Source organism: Pseudoalteromonas sp. PA2MD11 (assembly GCF_017808125.1).
GTDB classification, from domain to species: Bacteria; Pseudomonadota; Gammaproteobacteria; order Enterobacterales; family Alteromonadaceae; genus Pseudoalteromonas; species Pseudoalteromonas simplex.
This window is the reverse complement of sequence record NZ_JADKNF010000004.1, coordinates 178,987-198,312: the sequence shown is the minus strand read 5'-3', so window position 1 is coordinate 198,312 and position 19,326 is coordinate 178,987. Positions and strand designations below refer to the sequence as shown.

General features: G+C 43.0%; 15 protein-coding genes. 7 read left to right on the top strand and 8 right to left on the bottom strand.

All coding sequences use genetic code 11. The annotated features are described in order from the left end of the window. Positions 1 to 2: 2 nt before the first annotated feature. The 5 genes from rpoD to rsmD form a co-directional block, all read right to left on the bottom strand. A complete protein-coding gene (gene rpoD / locus ISP07_RS07230) occupies positions 3 to 1,862 on the bottom strand; it encodes an RNA polymerase sigma factor RpoD (protein WP_209327207.1) in 1,860 nt (619 codons plus the stop codon). A gap of 123 nt (positions 1,863 to 1,985) precedes the next feature. Next, positions 1,986 to 3,737 carry a DNA primase gene (gene dnaG / locus ISP07_RS07225; RefSeq protein ID WP_209327206.1) on the bottom strand — a complete coding sequence of 584 codons (1,752 nt, stop codon included), beginning with the start codon at positions 3,735 to 3,737 and terminating at the stop codon, positions 1,986 to 1,988. 136 nt (positions 3,738 to 3,873) lie between these two features. After that, positions 3,874 to 4,320: a GatB/YqeY domain-containing protein gene (locus ISP07_RS07220; protein WP_054551044.1), complete on the bottom strand. Its 447-nt coding sequence runs from the start codon at positions 4,318 to 4,320 to the stop codon at positions 3,874 to 3,876. Between the two features lie 21 nt (positions 4,321 to 4,341). Then, the gene (rpsU, locus tag ISP07_RS07215; protein WP_002957797.1) at positions 4,342 to 4,557 is read right to left on the bottom strand and encodes a 30S ribosomal protein S21; all 216 of its coding nucleotides are present in this window, start codon (positions 4,555 to 4,557) and stop codon (positions 4,342 to 4,344) included. Between the two features lie 145 nt (positions 4,558 to 4,702). Beyond that, positions 4,703 to 5,320: a 16S rRNA (guanine(966)-N(2))-methyltransferase RsmD gene (gene rsmD, locus ISP07_RS07210; protein WP_209327205.1), complete on the bottom strand. Its 618-nt coding sequence runs from the start codon at positions 5,318 to 5,320 to the stop codon at positions 4,703 to 4,705. A gap of 209 nt (positions 5,321 to 5,529) precedes the next feature. Between rsmD and ftsY the strand changes: the two genes are divergently transcribed. The 5 genes from ftsY to glsB all read left to right on the top strand — a co-directional run bounded on the left by ftsY (position 5,530) and on the right by glsB (position 11,333). Beyond that, entirely contained in the window at positions 5,530 to 7,482 is a 1,953-nt protein-coding gene (gene ftsY, locus ISP07_RS07205) for a signal recognition particle-docking protein FtsY (protein ID WP_209327259.1), read from the top strand. A 53-nt stretch (positions 7,483 to 7,535) separates the two neighbouring features. Further along, positions 7,536 to 8,213, top strand: a complete 678-nt coding sequence (gene ftsE, locus ISP07_RS07200; protein ID WP_054560978.1) for a cell division ATP-binding protein FtsE — start codon at positions 7,536 to 7,538, stop codon at positions 8,211 to 8,213. Beyond that, the gene (gene ftsX / locus ISP07_RS07195; RefSeq protein WP_209327204.1) at positions 8,210 to 9,196 is read left to right on the top strand and encodes a permease-like cell division protein FtsX; all 987 of its coding nucleotides are present in this window, start codon (positions 8,210 to 8,212) and stop codon (positions 9,194 to 9,196) included. Before ftsE ends, ftsX begins: the two co-directional genes overlap by 4 nt. Positions 9,197 to 9,468: 272 nt before the next feature. Next, positions 9,469 to 10,332 carry an RNA polymerase sigma factor RpoH gene (gene rpoH / locus ISP07_RS07190; protein ID WP_054551048.1) on the top strand — a complete coding sequence of 288 codons (864 nt, stop codon included), beginning with the start codon at positions 9,469 to 9,471 and terminating at the stop codon, positions 10,330 to 10,332. An 80-nt stretch (positions 10,333 to 10,412) separates the two neighbouring features. After that, complete coding sequence (gene glsB / locus ISP07_RS07185; RefSeq protein WP_209327203.1) at positions 10,413 to 11,333, top strand: glutaminase B; 921 nt, start codon at positions 10,413 to 10,415, stop codon at positions 11,331 to 11,333. A gap of 6 nt (positions 11,334 to 11,339) precedes the next feature. On the opposite strand, the gene ISP07_RS07180 is transcribed toward glsB, so the two are convergent. Then, on the bottom strand, positions 11,340 to 12,644 hold the full coding sequence (locus ISP07_RS07180) for an inosine/guanosine kinase (protein WP_054551050.1): 1,305 nt from the start codon (positions 12,642 to 12,644) through the stop codon (positions 11,340 to 11,342). Between the two features lie 180 nt (positions 12,645 to 12,824). On the opposite strand from ISP07_RS07180, the gene tadA reads away from it, so the two are divergent. Continuing rightward, positions 12,825 to 13,322 carry a tRNA adenosine(34) deaminase TadA gene (gene tadA, locus ISP07_RS07175; protein ID WP_054560975.1) on the top strand — a complete coding sequence of 166 codons (498 nt, stop codon included), beginning with the start codon at positions 12,825 to 12,827 and terminating at the stop codon, positions 13,320 to 13,322. On the opposite strand, the gene ISP07_RS07170 is transcribed toward tadA, so the two are convergent. Continuing rightward, entirely contained in the window at positions 13,323 to 13,493 is a 171-nt protein-coding gene (locus ISP07_RS07170) for a hypothetical protein (RefSeq protein WP_165385080.1), read from the bottom strand. It lies immediately after the preceding gene. 102 nt (positions 13,494 to 13,595) lie between these two features. Continuing rightward, positions 13,596 to 15,065 carry a membrane-bound lytic murein transglycosylase MltF gene (gene mltF / locus ISP07_RS07165; RefSeq protein ID WP_209327202.1) on the bottom strand — a complete coding sequence of 490 codons (1,470 nt, stop codon included), beginning with the start codon at positions 15,063 to 15,065 and terminating at the stop codon, positions 13,596 to 13,598. 311 nt (positions 15,066 to 15,376) lie between these two features. Here mltF and purL point away from each other — a divergent pair, with 311 nt between their 5' ends. Further along, entirely contained in the window at positions 15,377 to 19,261 is a 3,885-nt protein-coding gene (gene purL, locus ISP07_RS07160) for a phosphoribosylformylglycinamidine synthase (protein ID WP_209327201.1), read from the top strand. Positions 19,262 to 19,326 lie beyond the last annotated feature (65 nt).

Sequence of the window (19,326 nt, the reverse complement as noted above, 5' to 3'; positions counted from 1 at the left end):
AATTACTTAGCATCTAAGAAGCTTTTCAGTAAGTCAGAGCGAGAAGGGTGACGTAATTTACGTAACGCTTTCGCTTCGATTTGACGAATACGCTCACGTGTTACGTCAAATTGTTTACCTACTTCTTCTAATGTATGGTCAGTGTTCATGTCGATACCGAAACGCATACGTAATACTTTAGCTTCACGTGCTGTTAAGCCCGCTAGTACATCGTTTGTTGCGCCACGTAGTGATTCCATGGTTGCAGAATCAATAGGTGAGTCGATAGTGGTATCTTCAATGAAGTCACCTAAGTGCGAATCTTCATCATCACCGATTGGTGTTTCCATTGAAATTGGCTCTTTAGCGATCTTAAGTACCTTACGGATCTTGTCTTCAGGCATTAACATACGCTCAGCTAATTCTTCTGGGCTCGGCTCACGACCCATCTCTTGTAGCATTTGACGAGAGATACGGTTTAACTTGTTGATCGTCTCAATCATGTGCACAGGAATACGGATGGTGCGTGCTTGGTCTGCAATCGAACGTGTGATTGCTTGACGGATCCACCATGTTGCATAAGTTGAGAACTTATAACCACGGCGGTATTCGAACTTATCAACCGCTTTCATTAGACCAATATTACCTTCTTGGATAAGGTCTAAGAATTGTAAACCACGGTTGGTGTATTTTTTCGCAATTGAAATTACAAGACGTAAGTTCGCTTCAACCATTTCTTTCTTCGCACGGCGGGCTTTCGCTTCACCAATACTCATACGACGGTTGATGTCTTTAATTCGTTCGATGCTAAGGCCAGTGCTTTCTTCAATTGCACTTAGTTTGCTGATGCAACGAATGATTTCTGGTTTAACTGATTCAAGTGCTACTGAGTATTTCTCGTTTGCAGCAATCTCAAGGTCGATCCAGCTTGTGTCTGTTTCGTTATTTGCAAAGTGCTTGATGAAGTTCTTTTTCGGTAACTTAGCAATTTGTACAGCTTGCTTCATGATGATACGTTCTTGTACACGAACGCGGTCCATCATTTCACGCATGTTGTTAACCATGCGGTCAAACTGTTTTGGCACTAATTTAAATGTTTTAAATAGTTCGCCGATTTCTGCAATAGCTACAAGTGAGTCAGGGTGTGAGCGACCTTTTTCTTCGAATGTATCACGTGCTTTATTATAAAGCTCACGTAAGTTTTCGAAGTGAATACGGGCTTCTTCAGGATCTGGACCTGTGTCGCCATCGTTATCATCATCGCTATCATCATCACTATCTTCGTCATCATCGTCTTCGTCGTCTTCTTCGTCGAGTTGCTCTTCGTTTAACTCAGAACCGATGTGTGTTGCAGAAATTTGTGATTCGTCTTCATTATTAGGATCAAAGAAGCCAGAGATAATATCGCTTAAGCGCATTTCTTCAGCTTCGAATTTGTCCCATTGCTCTAGTAGATAAGTAATTGCTTCTGGGTATTCAGCAACTGAAATCTGTACTTGGTTAATACCTTCCTCAATACGCTTAGCGATTACGATTTCGCCTTCACGCGTAAGAAGTTCAACAGTACCCATTTCACGCATATACATACGTACAGGGTCAGTTGTTCGACCGATCTCTTTTTCTACAGTCGCAAGTGCAGCTGCCGCGGCTTCTGCTGCGTCTTCGTCTGTCGTTGTTTCTTGCATCATTAATTCATCGGCATCAGGTGCGTTTTCACTTACCTTGATACCCATATCATTAATCATGCTAATGATATCTTCTACCTGATCTGAGTCGATAATGTCTTGTGGAAGGTGATCATTAACTTCTGCAAAAGTTAAATAACCTTGCTCTTTACCTTTTTGAATCAGAAGCTTTAATTGTGACTGAGGAGTTGGATCCATAGAGATTTATTCTTCCACTCTGAAAGTTGATACAACAGGCGCCAGCTCGCTTACTAATTAAGCGACACGAAAACTAACTAGACGCAGTGAATAGCACAGTATAACAGCATTATTCAATTCTGACTAGCTGTTGCTGCCTTTTAACGCTTGCGTCAGTAAGTGGCATTCCAGCCTTTCTTCGCTGCTTAAGCCTTGGGTCTTGTCTTTTATTAATAGGGTCTCTAGTCGATAATTTAAACACTGGTCTTCAATAAATTTAAAAGTATTTTTAAAAACCGTCTCTAAACGATCGTCATTTATTTGGTGCTGCCAAGTTGCTAGTTTCACTAGCGCGTCATATTCAGCGCCATCCCTAAATGACTCTAAAATTTGTGCGGTGGTGATACCTTCACGTTCTAGTGCTAAGTGCTGAATGCGTAAAAATAGCTCTATTCCGGCTATTTTCATCTCAGCCAATTCTGGCATATAAGCAATGCTGGTCGCCAAATTGGGGTGTTGCAATAAAATACCAATCGCTTGGCGCATCGGTGTTATTTTAAATTTACGCTCAATCGCATGCTGTTGTTTTGGTGACTTAACGCGGTTATTTAATTGCTCTCTTGTTCGACCAATTAAGCGGCCAAGATGTTCCAAAATATTTTCTTGGTAAAAATCACTAGGGATTTTTTCAATTAGTGGTAGAGCATTACTAAGGAGCTTTGCTTTACCTGCGTCTTGTGTAAGGTCTATCTCTTGGCTGAGTTTATTAAACAGCACTTTAGTAAAATCATCCGCTTCGCTTAACCTAGCTTCAAAAGCGTCTTTACCTTCTTGTTGTACCAGTGAATCAGGGTCTTCACCATCTGGTAAAAAAACAAACTTTAACGACTTACCATCACCAAGATAAGGCAGTGCATTTTCTAGTGCACGCCAAGCTGCATCGCGGCCAGCACGGTCACCGTCGTAGCAGCAAATCACTTTATCTGTGGTTCTAAATAAAGTGTGCATATGTTCTGCGGTCGTTGCTGTGCCAAGAGCGGCAACGGCATATTCGATGCCTTGCTCAGCTAAAGCAACAACATCCATATATCCTTCAACAATTAGAATATGTTCAAGTTTTTTATGCGCTTGCTTGGCTTCGTATAAACCATAAAGCTCAAAGCCTTTATGGAAAATACGGGTTTCTGGTGAATTAAGGTACTTAGGACCTTGATCCGCTTGCATAACACGGCCACCAAATGCAATCACCCGACCGCGTTTATCGCGAATAGGGAACATAAGTCGATCACGGAAGAAGTCAAATTGGCGACCAGGCGACTTTTCAGAGGCTAGTTTTAGTTCTACAAGCTGCTCTTTTTGTTCTTTGTTGCGGCCAAGTTGCTGGCATAGCGCTTCCCATTCACTCGGCGCATAACCAATCATGAATTTTTTCGCTGTTTCACCACTTAAACCACGACCCTTGATATAGTCGATAACCGTTTTCGAGTTGGCATGATGCTTTAATTGATGTTGGTAAAAGCGAGCAGCATGTAACATTAAATCGTAATCAGAGCGCTTTTGTTCTGCGGTGCGTTGCGGGCCTGAACTTGTGCCTTGTTCGCGAGGTACGTCTAAATTCAGCATACTCGCTAATTCTTCAATGGCGTCAACGAACTCTAATTTGTCGTATTCCATGACAAACGAAATTGCATTGCCATTGGCACCACAACCAAAGCAGTGGTAAAACTGTTTATCTTGAGAAACGGTAAAAGAGGGGGATTTTTCGTTGTGAAATGGGCAACAGGCTTGGTAGTCTTTACCTGCTTTTTTTAGGCCAACTCTCGAATCAATTAACTCAACAATATCTGTGCGAGCGAGTAAATCATCAATAAACTGTCGAGGGATCTTTCCGGCCATAGCTGTTGTTTTTTCCTGCGCTATCTATGCGTTGTAAAATAAGATTTGAACACAATTACTGTGTTTATGAAAGACTAAAAGCAAGAAACCGAGCACTAGGCTCGGTTTGCTTGAATCATACATCTGTATGTGGGGGTTAGGCAGTTAATCGTTGCTTGATTAAGCCAGAAATCTTACCTAAATCGGCACGACCTTCAGCTTTGCTTTTGATAACTCCCATTACCTTACCCATGTCTTGCATACCCGCTGCGTTTGTATCAGCTATAGCCGAGTCAATAAGAGCAATGATTTCTTCTTCACTCAATTGTTGAGGTAAGAATTCTTCAAGTGCTTTAATCTCACTGGCTTCAATTTCAGCTAAATCTTCACGACCCGCATCAATGTACTGGGTGTAAGAATCGCGACGTTGCTTAACAAGCTTTACTAAAACAGCGGTAATACCGTCGTCGTCAAGCGTAATTTGCTCGTCAATCTCACGTTGCTTGATTGCAGCAAGTACCATGCGGATAGGTTTAAGACGTTCTTTGTCTTTTGCCTTCATCGCATCTTTTTGCGCATCTTTTAGCGTTAATAAAAGGCTCATTTATACAAGACCAAATACTGATTAGTATAATTTAACGCGACGTGCGTTATCGCGAGAAAGCTTCTTCATGTGACGCTTTACTGCAGCAGCTTTTTTACGCTTACGCTCAGCTGTTGGTTTTTCATAGTGCTCGCGACGACGAACTTCTGAAAGGATACCTGCTTTTTCACATGAACGCTTGAAGCGACGAAGTGCTACGTCAAACGGTTCGTTCTCTCTTACTTTAATTACTGGCATTAAAAATTCACCTACCTAAATAATGAGCGTTGCTCAAGTTGATCGAATAACGACCAAGTGGTTCAAAAATGGTGCGGTATTGTAATCCGAAGCAACACCACATGTAAAGAACAATATTAACAGAAACTAGGTTTGCAAAACAGGGTTAATTTGTCTCGCGTTGATATAGCCGACAAATTACTTGTCCGGCAGTTTTTTCTTTTAAAAGCATCCAGTTATCTGGTGAGCTTAGGTCGCTTAGTTCGCTTTCGACCTCAACATATATAAGTGCTTGGGCAGATAACCAGTTATTTTTTTCGAGTAAAAAACAACTTTTTTCAGCCAAGTTTTGTCGAAATGGCGGGTCAACAAAAATTAGATCAAATTGCTCGTTTTGCGTGTTTTGTTCTAATAATGAAAGGCTATTGCCTTGTTTTACGACGGCATTATCCAATTTAAGCATGTTAATGTTTTCTTTTAGCTGGCTAGCGGCACTTTTATCTAGTTCGAAAAACACAGCATGATCAGCAAAGCGCGATAAAGCTTCAAACCCTAAGCCGCCAGAACCGGCAAAGCAGTCAAGTACCGCTGCGCCTCGGGTATCTTGCATGAGCCAGTTAAATACTGTTTCTTTTATACGGTCTGTGGTTGGACGCAAGCCTTGCACATCTTTTACTGGTAATTTTCTACCGCGAAATTGCCCACTAATAATACGAATAAAACCATTTGCTGATTTATTGTTCGCTGCTTTTGCTTGGCGGTTAGCTGTTGATTTTTTTCTCATTTAACTCACTAATCATTGGTAACTGACCCCTAGCTCAGATAATATTGTATGCAATAGCTAGCGTGTCATTTTTCTACTGCGCTAAAAGTGATAGTATTGCGACCTTAGCGATAGATGGTACCTGTTTATGTTTGGCTAAAAAGCTGAACTGTCACCAAACTATTATTCATGTAAGTTTATCAGATTTTTATAAGTGGTTATTAGCAAGTATGGCAAAAAAAAGTAAATTCCTGTCTTGGTTTGGTTTTGGCAAATCAGATAAGCAACAAGCAGAGCAAGCAGCAAAAGAGGCTGATAACCAGAAGCAAATAGAAGAACAACAGCGAATTGAAGCCGAAAAGGCAGAAGCTGAACGTTTAGAACAAGAACGTATTGCTGCAGAAAAGGCAGAGGCAGAACGTTTAGAACAAGAGCGTATCGCTGCAGAAAAGGCAGAAGCTGAGCGTTTAGAGCAAGAACGCATTGCGGCAGAAAAGGCTGAGGCGGAGCGCTTAGAGCAAGAGCGCATTGCGGCAGAAAAAGTAGAAGCTGAACGTTTAGAACAAGAACGTATCGCTGCAGAAAGACGCGATGCTGAACGTGTAGAGCAAGAACGCATTGCGGCAGAGAAAGCAGAAGCTGAGCGTTTAGCTCAAGAGCAGCAAGCGGCAGAACAACAACGTCAAGAACAACAAGCTCGTCTTGCTGAGCAAGAAGCAGCAATGAAATTAGAGCAAGAGCGTGCTGCAGCAGAACAGGCGCAGCGTGAAGCCGAGCAAGTTGCTGCGAAGAAGGCCGAGGCAGAACGTCTAGAGCAAGAACGCATTGCCGCTGAAAAAGCAGAAGCTGAGCGTTTAGAACAAGAGCGTATCGCGGCAGAGAAAGCGGAAGCGGAACGTTTAGAGCAAGAACGTATTGCTGCAGAAAAGGCGCAGCGTGAAGCAGAGCAAGCTGCTGCAGAAAAAGCACAAGCGGAACGTTTAGAGCAGGAGCGCATTGCTGCAGAAAAGGCGGAAGCTGAGCGTTTAGAACAAGAACGTATTGCGGCAGAGAAGGCTGAAGCGGAACGTGTAGAGCAAGAGCGTATTGCTGCAGAGAAGGCAGAAGCGGAGCGCTTAGAGCAAGAACGCATTGCTGCAGAGAAGGCTGAAGCTGCTCGCTTAGAGCAAGAACGCATTGCTGAAGAACAAGCAGAAGCTGAGCGTTTAGAGCAAGAGAAAGCTGCTCAAGCTGCTGCTGAAAAACCTAAGAAAGAAGGTTTCTTCGCACGCCTTAAAAAAGGTTTATTAAAAACTCGCGTTAATATTGGTTCTGGCTTTGCGTCTATTTTTAGTGGTAAGAAAATTGACGATGAGTTATTTGAAGAACTAGAAACACAATTACTAACAGCCGATTTAGGTGTTGATACAACAATGAAGTTGATTGATAACCTAACCGATGCCGCTGATCGTAAGCAGTTAAAAGATGGCGATGCTTTATACGAGTTAATGAAGCAAGAAATGGCCAGTATGCTTAAAACCGCTGAGCAGCCGTTAGTTGTAAGCAATGACAAAAAGCCATTTGTTATCTTAATGGTGGGTGTAAATGGGGTAGGTAAAACTACCACGATTGGTAAATTAGCAAAGCAGTTCCAAAACGAAGGTAAGTCAGTGATGCTTGCTGCGGGTGATACCTTCCGTGCTGCAGCGGTTGAGCAGCTGCAAGTATGGGGTGAGCGTAATAGCATTCCTGTGATTGCCCAGCATACAGGTGCAGACAGTGCGTCAGTGGTTTTTGATGCATTTCAGGCGGCAAAAGCCCGTAATGTTGATGTGTTAATCGCTGATACAGCAGGTCGCTTGCAAAATAAAGATAACCTAATGCAAGAGCTTGAGAAAATTGCCCGTGTAATGAAGAAAATTGACCCAGATGCGCCGCATGAAGTTATGCTAACTATTGATGCAGGTACAGGTCAAAACGCAATTAGCCAAGTTAAATTATTTAATGAATGTGTTGGTTTAACGGGCATTACTTTATCTAAACTAGATGGTACCGCTAAAGGTGGTGTGATTTTCGCCGTTGCAGATAAATTTAATATCCCAATTCGTTACATTGGTGTTGGTGAAGGTATTGATGATTTACGTACCTTTAATAGTAGTGACTTTATTGATGCACTATTTAGCCAAGACGAGGATGACGCCTAATTAACTAAAGGGAGTTTGCTCCCTTTTTCGCTGCAAGATGATTGATAACTAAAATGATAAATTTTCAGCAAGTCAGTAAAACATACCCAGGTGGCCATCGTGCCCTTGAAAAAGTCAGCTTTCATATTAAGCCTGGTGAACTGGCCTTTTTAACTGGGCACAGTGGCGCTGGTAAAAGTACCCTATTGAAGCTTATTAGTTTGATGGAGCGTCCATCGGCAGGGCAGGTGCTTATTAATGGTGTTGATTTAAATGCTGTTAAATCACGTCAGATCCCTTACGTGCGCCGCGATATTGGTATCATCTTTCAGAATCACCGCTTACTAGAACGTTACTCAGTGTTTGATAATGTTGCCTTACCTTTAATTATTGAAGGTACGCACCACAAGCAAATAGCTAAGCGTGTTCATGGTGCGCTTGATAAAGTCGGGTTACTTGATAAAGCTAAGTGTAATCCTGCAACCTTATCAGGTGGTGAGCAGCAGCGTGTTGGTATTGCTCGCGCTATTGTCAATTCACCGCCAATTCTATTAGCTGATGAACCAACCGGTAACTTAGACCCTGAGCTTTCAATGGACATATTACGTTTATTCGAAGACTTTAATAATCATGGCACAACCGTACTGATTGCAACCCATGACATTGGTTTAATTGCGCGTATGCGTTATCGCAGTTTAACACTGAAAGATGGCCGTATGATTGACGACCCGTTAGCTGAGGGGGCACTATGAGTTTATTGTTTAAAAGCCGCAACAGCCAAAACGAACGTCAGAAAAAGTCATTTTTAGCAGCGCCTTATTTCTTCTTTATTAATCTTATTCGCCAAGGTGTGCATAGCCTCGGTGAAATGTGGCGAACGCCTTTAGCCTCATTGATGACCATTGCGGTATTAGGATTAAGCTTAACACTGCCAGCGACGCTTTATTTAGTGGTTAAAAATGTCTCGCAAGTGAGCAGTGGCTTTGAAGATGCAGCAGAGATTTCGTTGTTCGTAAAAGAAACTATGAGCGAACAGCAAACGCAAACCTTGGTTAAGCGTTTAGCACTCTACCCTGAAGTAGATAAAGTGGAGTTTATATCAAAGGGCGATGCCCTCACTGAATTTAAACAAGTATCAGGATTTGGCCAAGCACTTGAATATTTAGATGCGAACCCGTTACCGGATGTTGTTATTGTTACGCCGACAGCACGATACCGTCAGCCAAATACGGCAAAACAATTACTGCAAAAGCTGGAAGCCGAAAGAGAAGTTGATTTTGGTAAACTCGATATTGCATGGCTTGAGCGATTAAATGCACTTTTAAGCTTATTAAAAGAAAGCGTGATCACCATTGCTCTATTATTATTGACCTCCGTCACCTTGATCATTGGTAATACTATCCGCTTATCAATCATGGATAAGAAAGATGAAATTCAAGTGATGAAGTTAGTTGGGGCGACAAACACTTTTATTCATGCGCCATTTTTGTGGACAGGAATTTGGTACGGTATTATTGGCGGTTTGTTCTCTTTTATTTGTGTTGCATTAATGATGTGGTGGCTTGGTGCTGCTGTAAGTGATGTTGCGGGTGTTTATGAAACCAGCTTTGACTTAATTGGTTTAACACTCTCAGAGTTTGGCATTTTAGTCGCTCTTGCAACAGGCTTAGGATTTGTTGGTTCATACTTATCAGTTAACCGCTACATAAAAGAAATTGAACCCGATAAAGTGTAGCTATCAGCGCTATTATTTTAGCGCTTTTGCTTGTCGTTAATTTGTCATATTAAGTCTTTATGCTGTTTGTTTAGATTTTGAATGGCGGGCTATATATCTTTCAAAATACCTTTAAAAGCTAGAATTCATCGCTTATTCAGCGCCTTAAAGTAAAATAAAATTATCTTAAAAAAACCACTTGATTTGAACTTTAAAAAAGTTTTTAATTGAAGTTAGCACTCTCGCTTAAAGAGTGCTAAGATGGTTTCAAATGTTTATCACTGAGGTGAAAAATGAGTAAAGATTTATACGCAATGGCACTTACTGCAGGTCAACAGAGCGCAAGTATGGACGGCTACCTTCAAGCGGTTAGCACTATTCCTATGCTTGATGCAGAGAAAGAAAAGCAGTTGGCGACACGTCTTCAGGAAGAAGGTGATCTTGAAGCTGCGAAGCAACTCATTATGTCGCACCTACGCTTTGTTGCTCATATTGCGAAAAGCTATTCAGGTTATGGCTTACCGCAAGCTGATTTAATTCAGGAAGGTAACATCGGTCTGATGAAAGCGGTAAAACGTTTCGACCCAAGTGTAGGTGTTCGCTTAGTTTCATTCGCAGTACACTGGATCAAAGCTGAAATTCATGAATACGTACTGAAAAACTGGCGTATCGTGAAAGTTGCAACTACTAAAGCGCAACGTAAATTATTCTTCAACCTACGTAAAAACAAAAAACGTTTAGGTTGGTTTAACCAAGCTGAGGTTAGCACAGTTGCTAATGAGCTAGGTGTAAGTGAAAAAGAAGTACGTGAGATGGAATCACGTATGAGTGGCCAAGATATGGGCTTTGACTTAACGGGCGACGACAATGACGACGCACCGACAAGCACATACTCGCCAGTACAGTATTTAACGGATGGCAGTGCTGACCTTGCTGATGATATCGAAGAGCAGCAATGGCAAGAACAGTCTCATGCACGTTTATTCAGCGCGTTAAAAACCCTTGATGAACGTTCTCAAGACATCGTAAGTGCACGTTGGTTAGCTGACGATAAAGCAACATTACAAGAGCTTGCTGAGAAATATAACGTTTCAGCAGAACGTGTTCGCCAGCTAGAAAAAACAGCGATGAAAAAACTGCAATCAGCTATGAGCTAATAGCAATCGCTATAGCAAACCATCTTTAGTAGACTACAAAGCCTCGCAAATGCGGGGCTTTTTGTTTTAAAGGACGCGGTATGTCACAGATTGATTATCAACATGTATTAGATGAAATCACAAAAGAAGTTCAACCATTACTGAGCCAAGGTAAGGTTGCTGATTATATTCCTGCGCTTGCAGAAGTTGAGCCAAACCAGTTCGCTATTGCTATTCATACAGTGAATGGGCAAACCTATTGTGCGGGTGATTGTAGTGCGCGTTTTACAATTCAATCTGTTTCGAAAGTAATGACCTTAACTTTAGCACTTCAGCGTTATGGTGATGAGCTGTGGCAACGAGTCGGTAAAGAGCCTTCAGGCACCGCTTTTAACTCACTTACACAGCTTGAGTTTGAACAGGGCATACCACGCAACCCATTTATTAATGCCGGCGCGATTGTCACCTGTGACGCGTTATATAGCCGTTTATCTGCGCCGATGCACTCTATGCTTGAGTCGTTTCGCCAGTTATCAGGAAATGCTCAGGTTGTTATTGATAAGAAAGTGGCAAATTCTGAATATGAGTTTCGTCATCGCAACGCCGCGATGGGGCATCTAATGAAGTCATTCGGCAACTTTAATAATGAAGTTGATGATGTGTTATGGGCTTACTTTAACTTCTGTGCCATAGAGCTAAACTGCGTAGAGTTAGCAAAAGCCTACAATTACTTAGCAAACCAAGGTAAAGATGCCAATGGCCAAGAAGTACTCAGTGCAAGACAAAATAAGCAGTTAAACTCGTTACTGTTTACCAGTGGTTTGTACGATGCTGCTGGGGATTTTGGCTACCGTGTTGGTATGCCGGGCAAGTCTGGGGTGTCGGGTACTATTTTAGCTGTGTTACCAAATCAATTTACTGTGGCTGTGTGGGCGCCAAGACTTAACTCGTATGGTAACTCAGTAGCTGGGATTGCGGCTCTTGAGCGTTTATCCCAGAAACTGGATATTTCGATTTTCTAAAAGCGGTTACTGATCCCAGTAAACTTGCTCTAAACAATCTTCACGTTCAGGTAAGCCACGCGATAAACGTGGTGAGTGCTGAACAAGTACTTCATAACTTGCACGGTTAGCGTATTTACTAATTTGTGCAAGCGATGAGTAGGTCATAGCTGGTTGTTGATGCTTCGCTGAGTTTGCCACATTAAGTTTGTGGTAAACGTTTGCTGATAGGTCATGCAATACCGCAGCCAGAGCGCAATCGCCTGCGCCATTGGTATTTTTAATGCTGTCAGGGCCGCCCATAAACGGTGCGGTGTGGCTATACGCACGAATAGGATTTTGGCAATCGTCTTTACGCATTGCGCGCGAAAATTCATAGCGGTTAAAGTCAGCAATCGCACCAGGTAATAGTGGATATTCTGTTTCACGCTTGAATGAATCGTCGACGTAACCGGCCATAAACAAGCCCTTTTCGCCAGCTGTACAAATAACTAAATCAGTCCAATCTAGCGCTTTGTCGGCAGCTAGAAGCGGATCTTCAAAGCCAGTAATCGCAAGCCCTTCTTCTTCGTTCATAGCAAGAATATCAACATGTTCTTTTACGAAATCAGCCCACCAAGTAGGGTCTTGTTCAATTAGAAACTTAGTGCCAAGGGTTAAAACCACAGGGACACCTGCATCATTGGCATATTTTACTGCCTGCATGGTGGCTTCTGTCATGGTTTCATCACCTTGAGTACGCATTAGGTATGCGCTGATCACCAGTGCTGATGAATTCTCAATAAGTGCCTGATCGATTGATTCAGGGCGAAGATGGTTCATAAGCCCCGCGCTGATTGCGAAGGTACGCTCACCGGTCTCGTCAATTAAGGTAAAACAACGACCAATAGGGCCATCTACAGGCTGAAGGTAGTCAAGGTCAACGCGGCTAGAGGTGTTACATAAAAAACGGTATGCATAGCTGCCGATTTTGATATTTTCACTCATTACCCCTAAAAGTACTGATCGGTCATCAGCTAGGGTAGAGTAGTTGTGCATGGTGTTACCCACCGTACCACCGGCAAACTCATAATCGATCATATTGTCGAGTTTTAGTCTGTCGTATAGCGCGTTGGTAATATCGTTATCGATCACTTGCGACATGCCACGGCGCAATTGAAATTCATCTAGGAAAGCTTGATCAACTTTCGCTTCAATATCCACCACAATTTGGTCGATACCCGTAATATAACTACGTTGTAGTCGGTCGGTAGAGTTAAGTTGATTTGTCAGTGGATCTTTGGCTTCCACCGGAAAATAATGTTTATGCCTGCGGCGTCCAGGAAATTTCATTTGCTACCCGTGTTGTAAGCTAAATAAAAAAAGCGCGAGATTATAGCGCAATATGGGTCCATTGAGCCATGAAAAAGCCACTAAATTTTGCGTTAATTTTTAAGTGTAGCAGTATTTAATGCCGACATTTTTCACTAACTAGGTATAATTACTCACAGTTTTACAAGATTTGTGTGATATATGAGCGAACAATTTAGCGACCAATATTGGATGGAAAAAGCATTAAACTACGCCAATGAAGCGGCTGCGATTAATGAAATTCCGGTTGGTGCTGTGCTGGTAAAAGACAATCAACTGATTTCTTATGGTTATAACCGCTCAATTATTGATAACGACCCATCCGCTCATGCTGAAATGATGGCAATCCGCGAAGCAGGTAAAGTACTTAATAACTACCGATTAATCGATTGCACCCTGTATGTAACGTTAGAACCTTGTTCTATGTGCGCAGGCCTGTTGGTACATAGCCGTATTAAGCGATTGGTATTTGGTGCTAAAGATGCCAAAACGGGATCGGCAGGATCAATTATGAATCTGCTGCAAGAACCTAGGCTTAATCATCAAGTTGAAGTAACCGGTGATGTCATGAGTGAGCAGTGTGGGGCGGTAATTTCAGCGTTTTTTAAGCGTCGTAGAGAAGAGAAAAAGGCGGCAAAGCAGGCTGCTCGCAACGCCTAGTTATACAACCGGCGTTGCAGGAACTTGTGCTTCCATTAACTGCATCGCAAATAAGCGGCGACGCCAAATAACTTTTTTGTGTGTATTACGTAGCATGATACGACGGCGGGTCGCCGTTGAGTAAATAACATTACGCTTGAACTTATGTGTCGTACGTCTTCTTTTTAACATGAGTGCTCCTTAAGTGAGAGTAAAGCATGGCATGGTCCGTTCCATTTCTACTAAAAGATAATGATCATTTGATGACAAGTAAACAGATTTCGGTGCTTGAGGTTAGTTGTTTTCTAATTCTTGCTGCTCTGAGTTGGTTTGTTGCGTGTTGTCATTTGGCTTTGGTTCGCTCGCTTGCGCTTCAGGTTTAGCTTCATCAGTGCTTTGCTCTTCTTCGCTTGGGTTAGCAATCGCATCATTTTCATCAAGCCAAACCAGTGCGTCGTAATAGCGACGAATATTATCAACGTATTTTACTGCAACATCGCCACGGGCATAACCATATTTGGTTTTTCGATAGTAACGCTTTTTAATTAAAAGCGGTAAGCGCTTTTTAACATCAGCCCACTTATCGGGACTTGCACCTTCTTGCTCGGTAATAATCCGTGCGTCGTTGACGTGTCCCCAGCCAACATTATAAGAGGCTAAAGCAAACCAGGTTCTGTCGGGCTGCGGAATGCGTTCAGGGATCCAAGAAATTACTTTGGCAAGATACTGCGCACCGCCTTTAATATTTTGCTCAGGCTCTAGTCGATTTGTTACGCCGACCTGTTTTGCTGTTGCTTGGGTTAGCATCATTATGCCACGTACACCGGTTGGTGACTTAGCCCTTGGGTTCCACATTGATTCTTGATAACTCAAAGCTGCCAGTAATCGCCAGTCTATGTTACCTGCGTATTGCTCAAACCAAGGTTGGTATTTAGGTAAAGTGTCTTTTATTGCTTCGATATAAGCAAGTGTGTTCACATAATTAAACTGGCGAACATGGCCGAAATATTTTTCTTCTAGCACATAAAGCTGGTTGCTTTGTTTTACATCGCCAAAAAATGGCACCATTAAGGCATATAATGAGTCGTCACCATCTTTTCTAAGTAGCCAAGCGATAGGGTCATTGCGGGTAACCGAAAAGCCGATACTCAAGTTTGGGTGATAGCGGCGAAACAGCGATAAGGTGTGCGAGTCTGCTAGGGTGTAATCAATTTCACCGTCGATAACAGCTTGCAGAAGCTCTTCTTCATCCATATCTTCTGTTTCGTTCCAACTAAGTTCTGGATTAAGTTGTTTTAATTGTTGTAGTGCCAACGAGTGACTGCTTTTGGCGAGAACAGTCAGATTGCCGGTTAAATCCGCAAATTCACGGGGTCTATTACGGCCTTGTTTATAAACTAATTTTTGGCTTATGGTGCGATAGGTTGGGCCGAAGCGGTAATGCTCTGCCCGAATTGTATTATAGGTAAGACCTGACGCTATAATATCTAAATCGCCATTTTCTAAGCGTGCGAACATATCGGATAGATTAAAAAAAGGCACCATCTCGAGCTCTACACCAACATAGTCAGCAAATTCTTGGGCGAGCTCATATTCAAAGCCTTGCACACCTTGTGGAGCCTGATAGTAATTACTCGCACCAGCTAATGTGCCGACTCTAATTTTGTTCTGCGCCTTGATATGAGCAAGTTGCGACGGTTGCTGTTGCATATCGCACGCACATAACATGAGCACTAAACTAAAAATAGCGAGTAACTTTTGCATAAATTATAAATGCCCCTTAAACCATTACCTTAGTGTTATAACAAAACTTCTAAGCCACGTCACTTGGCGAATAGTGTTATAGATCTATTTAAAAATTAATAACTATAACAAGGCAGATGGTAGATAAGTCATACAGAACAAGAACCTGCAGAGAAATAAAGACGACTAAGCTAGTTAATTGTTGCAACCTTAAAAGCGGTTATGAAGATTATTTAAATAAAAGCGTAATTTTGAGTTAAATCTAGACGTTATTTGCACTATAATATGCGCCTAAAATATCGTTCAATCCCTAACCCCGGATGAAAATACCTATGTTGATCCTTCGTGGTGCACCAGCACTTTCCGATTTTAGAGTTCAGAAAATTTTAGCGCGTTGCCAACAGGCACAACTTCCAGTCACTGACGTTTACGCAGAGTTCATGCATTTTGCTGATCTTACAGCTGAGCTTTCAGCTGATGAGCAAACCAAGCTGGAAAAACTGCTTACTTACGGTCCAACAATTGCCGAGCATACCCCTGCTGGCACGTTAATTCTTGTAACGCCGCGTCCAGGTACTATCTCGCCTTGGGCATCAAAAGCAACTGACATCGCACATAACTGTGGCTTAAGCCAAGTTCACCGTGTTGAGCGTGGTATTGCATACTACGTAGAAGGTAATTTATCAGCTGAGCAAACAGCTGAAGTTGCAGCGTTATTACATGACCGTATGACTGAAGCAACGCACGCGGATATGGCTGATGCAGCTAAATTATTCCGTCACGATGAGCCGCGTCCAATGTCATCAGTTGACATTTTAGGTGGTGGCCGTGAAGCGCTTGCTAAAGCAAACGTTGAGCAAGGTTTTGCGCTTGCAGATGACGAAATTGATTACTTGGTAGAAAACTTCCAAAAGTTAGGGCGTAACCCGAACGACATCGAATTATTCATGTTTGCACAAGCAAACTCTGAGCATTGTCGTCACAAAATCTTTAACGCTGATTGGACAATTGATGGCATCGAACAGCCAAAATCATTGTTCAAAATGATCAAAAACACTTACGAGCAAAACCCTGAAAACGTACTATCTGCATATAAAGATAACGCAGCAGTAATGAAGGGGTCGTTAGCAGGTCGTTTCTTCCCGAATAACGAAGGCGAGTATGCATATCATCAAGAAAACATCGAAATCTTGATGAAAGTTGAAACGCACAACCACCCAACAGCGATTGCGCCATTCTCTGGTGCATCAACAGGTTCTGGTGGTGAGATCCGTGATGAGGGGGCAACAGGCCGCGGCTCTAAACCTAAAGCTGGTTTAGTTGGCTTCACTGTATCTAACCTACGTATTCCTGGCTACGAGCAGCCATGGGAAACAGACTTTGGTAAGCCAGGTCGTATCGTTAATGCACTTGATATTATGACTGAAGGCCCATTAGGTGGTGCGGCATTCAATAACGAATTTGGTCGTCCAAACCTACTTGGTTACTTCCGTACATACGAAGAGAAAGTATCAAGCCATAACGGTATCGAGGTACGTGGTTACCACAAGCCAATCATGCTTGCAGGTGGTTTAGGTAACATTCGTTCTGAGCATGTTCAAAAAGGCGAAATCCCTGTAGGTGCTAAGCTAATTGCACTAGGTGGTCCGGCAATGAACATCGGCCTTGGTGGTGGTGCTGCGTCTAGTATGACATCAGGTCAATCAAACGAAGACTTAGACTTTGCATCGGTACAACGTGAAAACCCAGAAATGGAACGTCGTTGTCAGGAAGTTATCGATAAATGTTGGCAGCTAGGTGATGCAAACCCAATCGCTTTCATCCACGATGTGGGTGCAGGTGGTCTTTCAAACGCATTCCCTGAGCTTGTAGACGACGGTGGTCGTGGTGGTAAATTCCAACTTCGTGACATTCCAAACGATGAGCCGGGTATGGCACCACACGAAATTTGGTGTAACGAATCTCAAGAGCGTTACGTATTAGCAGTTGCAGCAGAAGACTTCGCGCGCTTTGAAGCAATCTGTAAACGTGAACGTGCAGAATACGCTGTTATTGGTGAAGCAACAGAAGAGCGTCACTTAACGGTTGAAGATAGCCACTTCGGTAACAACCCAGTTGATCTTCCGCTTGATGTTTTACTTGGTAAAGCACCAAAAATGCACCGCGAAGTTGAATCGAAAAAAGCACAATCGCAACCATTAGACGTTGCTAACATTGATGCGGCAGATGCTGCACAGCGTTTATTACGCTTACCAACGATTGCTGAGAAAACATTCTTAATCACCATTGGTGACCGTACGGTAACGGGTTTAGTTGCGCGTGACCAAATGGTCGGTCCTTGGCAGGTGCCAGTAGCAAACTGTGCGGTAACAGCCGCTGCGTTTGATACTTACCACGGTGAAGCAATGTCACTAGGTGAACGTACACCAGCTGCACTGTTAAACTACGGTGCTTCTGCTCGTTTAGCTGTGGCTGAGTCACTAACGAACATCGCGTGTGCGAACATCGGTGGCCTTGAAAATATCAAGCTATCTGCAAACTGGATGGCCGCAGCAGGTCACCCAGGCGAAGATGCGGGCCTTTACGAAGCTGTAAAAGCGGTAGGTGAAGAGCTTTGTCCGGCGCTTGGTTTAACTATCCCTGTGGGTAAAGACTCAATGTCGATGAAAACTCAATGGGATGAAAACGGTGAGCAAAAATCGGTTACTGCGCCATTATCACTGATCATTACTGCCTTTGGTCGTGTTGAAGATGTGCGTAAAACAGTAACGCCACAGCTACGCATTGATAAAGGTGAGTCATCACTATTATTAGTTGATTTAGGTGCGGGTCAAAACCGCATGGGCGCATCAAGCCTTGCACAGGTTTATAAGCAACTAGGTGATGTAACGCCTGATGTTGATAACCCAGCACTATTAAAAGGTTTCTATGAAGCAATGCAAGCGCTTGTTGCTGATAACAAGTTACTTGCTTACCATGACCGTTCAGATGGTGGTTTATTCACAACTATCGCTGAAATGGCATTTGCTGGTCACACGGGTGTAACAGTTGACCTTGCAGGCTTAACAGGTTCAGACATCGAAGCGCTTTATAATGAAGAGCTAGGTGCGGTTATCCAAGTAGCAAACGCTGATTTAGACGCAGTGAAAGCGGTTCTTGCTGATCACGGCTTAGCTGCTATCAGCCATGAAATTGGTGCACTAAACGCTGATGACCGCGTGGTATTCACTCGTGGTGATGATGTGGTTCTTAACCACACGCGCACTGAGCTTCGTACTATTTGGGCAGAAACAACTTACCAAATGCAAGCGCGTCGTGATAACCCAGAGTGTGCTAAGCAAGAGTTTGACGCTAAGTTTGACGCAAAAGACCCAGGTCTTAACGTAAAACTAAACTTTGACTTAAACGAAGATGTTGCAGCACCTTACATTGCAACTGGTGCGAAGCCGAAAATGGCGATTCTACGTGAGCAAGGTGTTAACTCTCACTTAGAAATGGCGGCGGCATTTAACCGTGCAGGCTTTGCTGCGGTTGACGTGCACATGAGCGACATACTTGAAGGTCGTTTAACACTTGAGCAATTTAAAGGCTTAGTAGCATGTGGTGGTTTCTCTTACGGTGACGTATTAGGTGCAGGTGAAGGCTGGGCTAAGTCAATCTTATTTAATGAGATGGCGCGTGAGCAGTTCCAAAGCTTCTTCCACCGCGAAGATACATTCAGCTTAGGCGTGTGTAATGGCTGTCAAATGCTTTCAACATTGAAAGAATTGATCCCAGGCACTGAGCATTGGCCACGTTTCGTAACGAATAAGTCAGAGCGTTTTGAAGCTCGCTTTAGCCTTGTAGAAGTACAAGAAAACCCATCGGTATTCTTTAATGGTATGGCAGGTTCACGTATGCCTATCGCTGTTTCTCACGGTGAAGGTCATGCTGAGTTCGCAAGCGCTGATGCAGTTAAAGCAGCGCTTGAGTCAGGTACAGTGGCAGTGAAGTTTGTTGATAACTACGGTAACCCAACAACGCAATACCCAGCTAACCCTAATGGCTCGCCAGAAGGTATCACAGGTATTACTTCTACTGACGGTCGTGCAACGGTTATGATGCCGCACCCAGAGCGTGTATTCCGTACTGTTGCTAACTCATGGCACCCAGATGAGTGGCGCGAAGATAGCCCATGGATGCGCATGTTCCGCAACGCTCGTAAAAACGTTGGCTAGAACTTAGTTATGTACCTAGCTATACAAGCTAGGTTCATACAAACCGTTTAAACTAAAAAGGCTGC

Bases quoted from the DNA above. Each gene is read 5' to 3' on its own strand.
- rpoD (WP_209327207.1), bottom strand. From the start codon at position 1,862: ATGGATCCAACTCCTCAGTCACAATTAAAGCTTCTGATTCAAAAAGGT.
- dnaG (WP_209327206.1), bottom strand. From the start codon at position 3,737: ATGGCCGGAAAGATCCCTCGACAGTTTATTGATGATTTACTCGCTCGC.
- ISP07_RS07220 (WP_054551044.1), bottom strand. From the start codon at position 4,320: ATGAGCCTTTTATTAACGCTAAAAGATGCGCAAAAAGATGCGATGAAG.
- rpsU (WP_002957797.1), bottom strand. From the start codon at position 4,557: ATGCCAGTAATTAAAGTAAGAGAGAACGAACCGTTTGACGTAGCACTT.
- rsmD (WP_209327205.1), bottom strand. From the start codon at position 5,320: ATGAGAAAAAAATCAACAGCTAACCGCCAAGCAAAAGCAGCGAACAAT.
- ftsY (WP_209327259.1), top strand. From the start codon at position 5,530: ATGGCAAAAAAAAGTAAATTCCTGTCTTGGTTTGGTTTTGGCAAATCA.
- ftsE (WP_054560978.1), top strand. From the start codon at position 7,536: ATGATAAATTTTCAGCAAGTCAGTAAAACATACCCAGGTGGCCATCGT.
- ftsX (WP_209327204.1), top strand. From the start codon at position 8,210: ATGAGTTTATTGTTTAAAAGCCGCAACAGCCAAAACGAACGTCAGAAA.
- rpoH (WP_054551048.1), top strand. From the start codon at position 9,469: ATGAGTAAAGATTTATACGCAATGGCACTTACTGCAGGTCAACAGAGC.
- glsB (WP_209327203.1), top strand. From the start codon at position 10,413: ATGTCACAGATTGATTATCAACATGTATTAGATGAAATCACAAAAGAA.
- ISP07_RS07180 (WP_054551050.1), bottom strand. From the start codon at position 12,644: ATGAAATTTCCTGGACGCCGCAGGCATAAACATTATTTTCCGGTGGAA.
- tadA (WP_054560975.1), top strand. From the start codon at position 12,825: ATGAGCGAACAATTTAGCGACCAATATTGGATGGAAAAAGCATTAAAC.
- ISP07_RS07170 (WP_165385080.1), bottom strand. From the start codon at position 13,493: ATGTTAAAAAGAAGACGTACGACACATAAGTTCAAGCGTAATGTTATT.
- mltF (WP_209327202.1), bottom strand. From the start codon at position 15,065: ATGCAAAAGTTACTCGCTATTTTTAGTTTAGTGCTCATGTTATGTGCG.
- purL (WP_209327201.1), top strand. From the start codon at position 15,377: ATGTTGATCCTTCGTGGTGCACCAGCACTTTCCGATTTTAGAGTTCAG.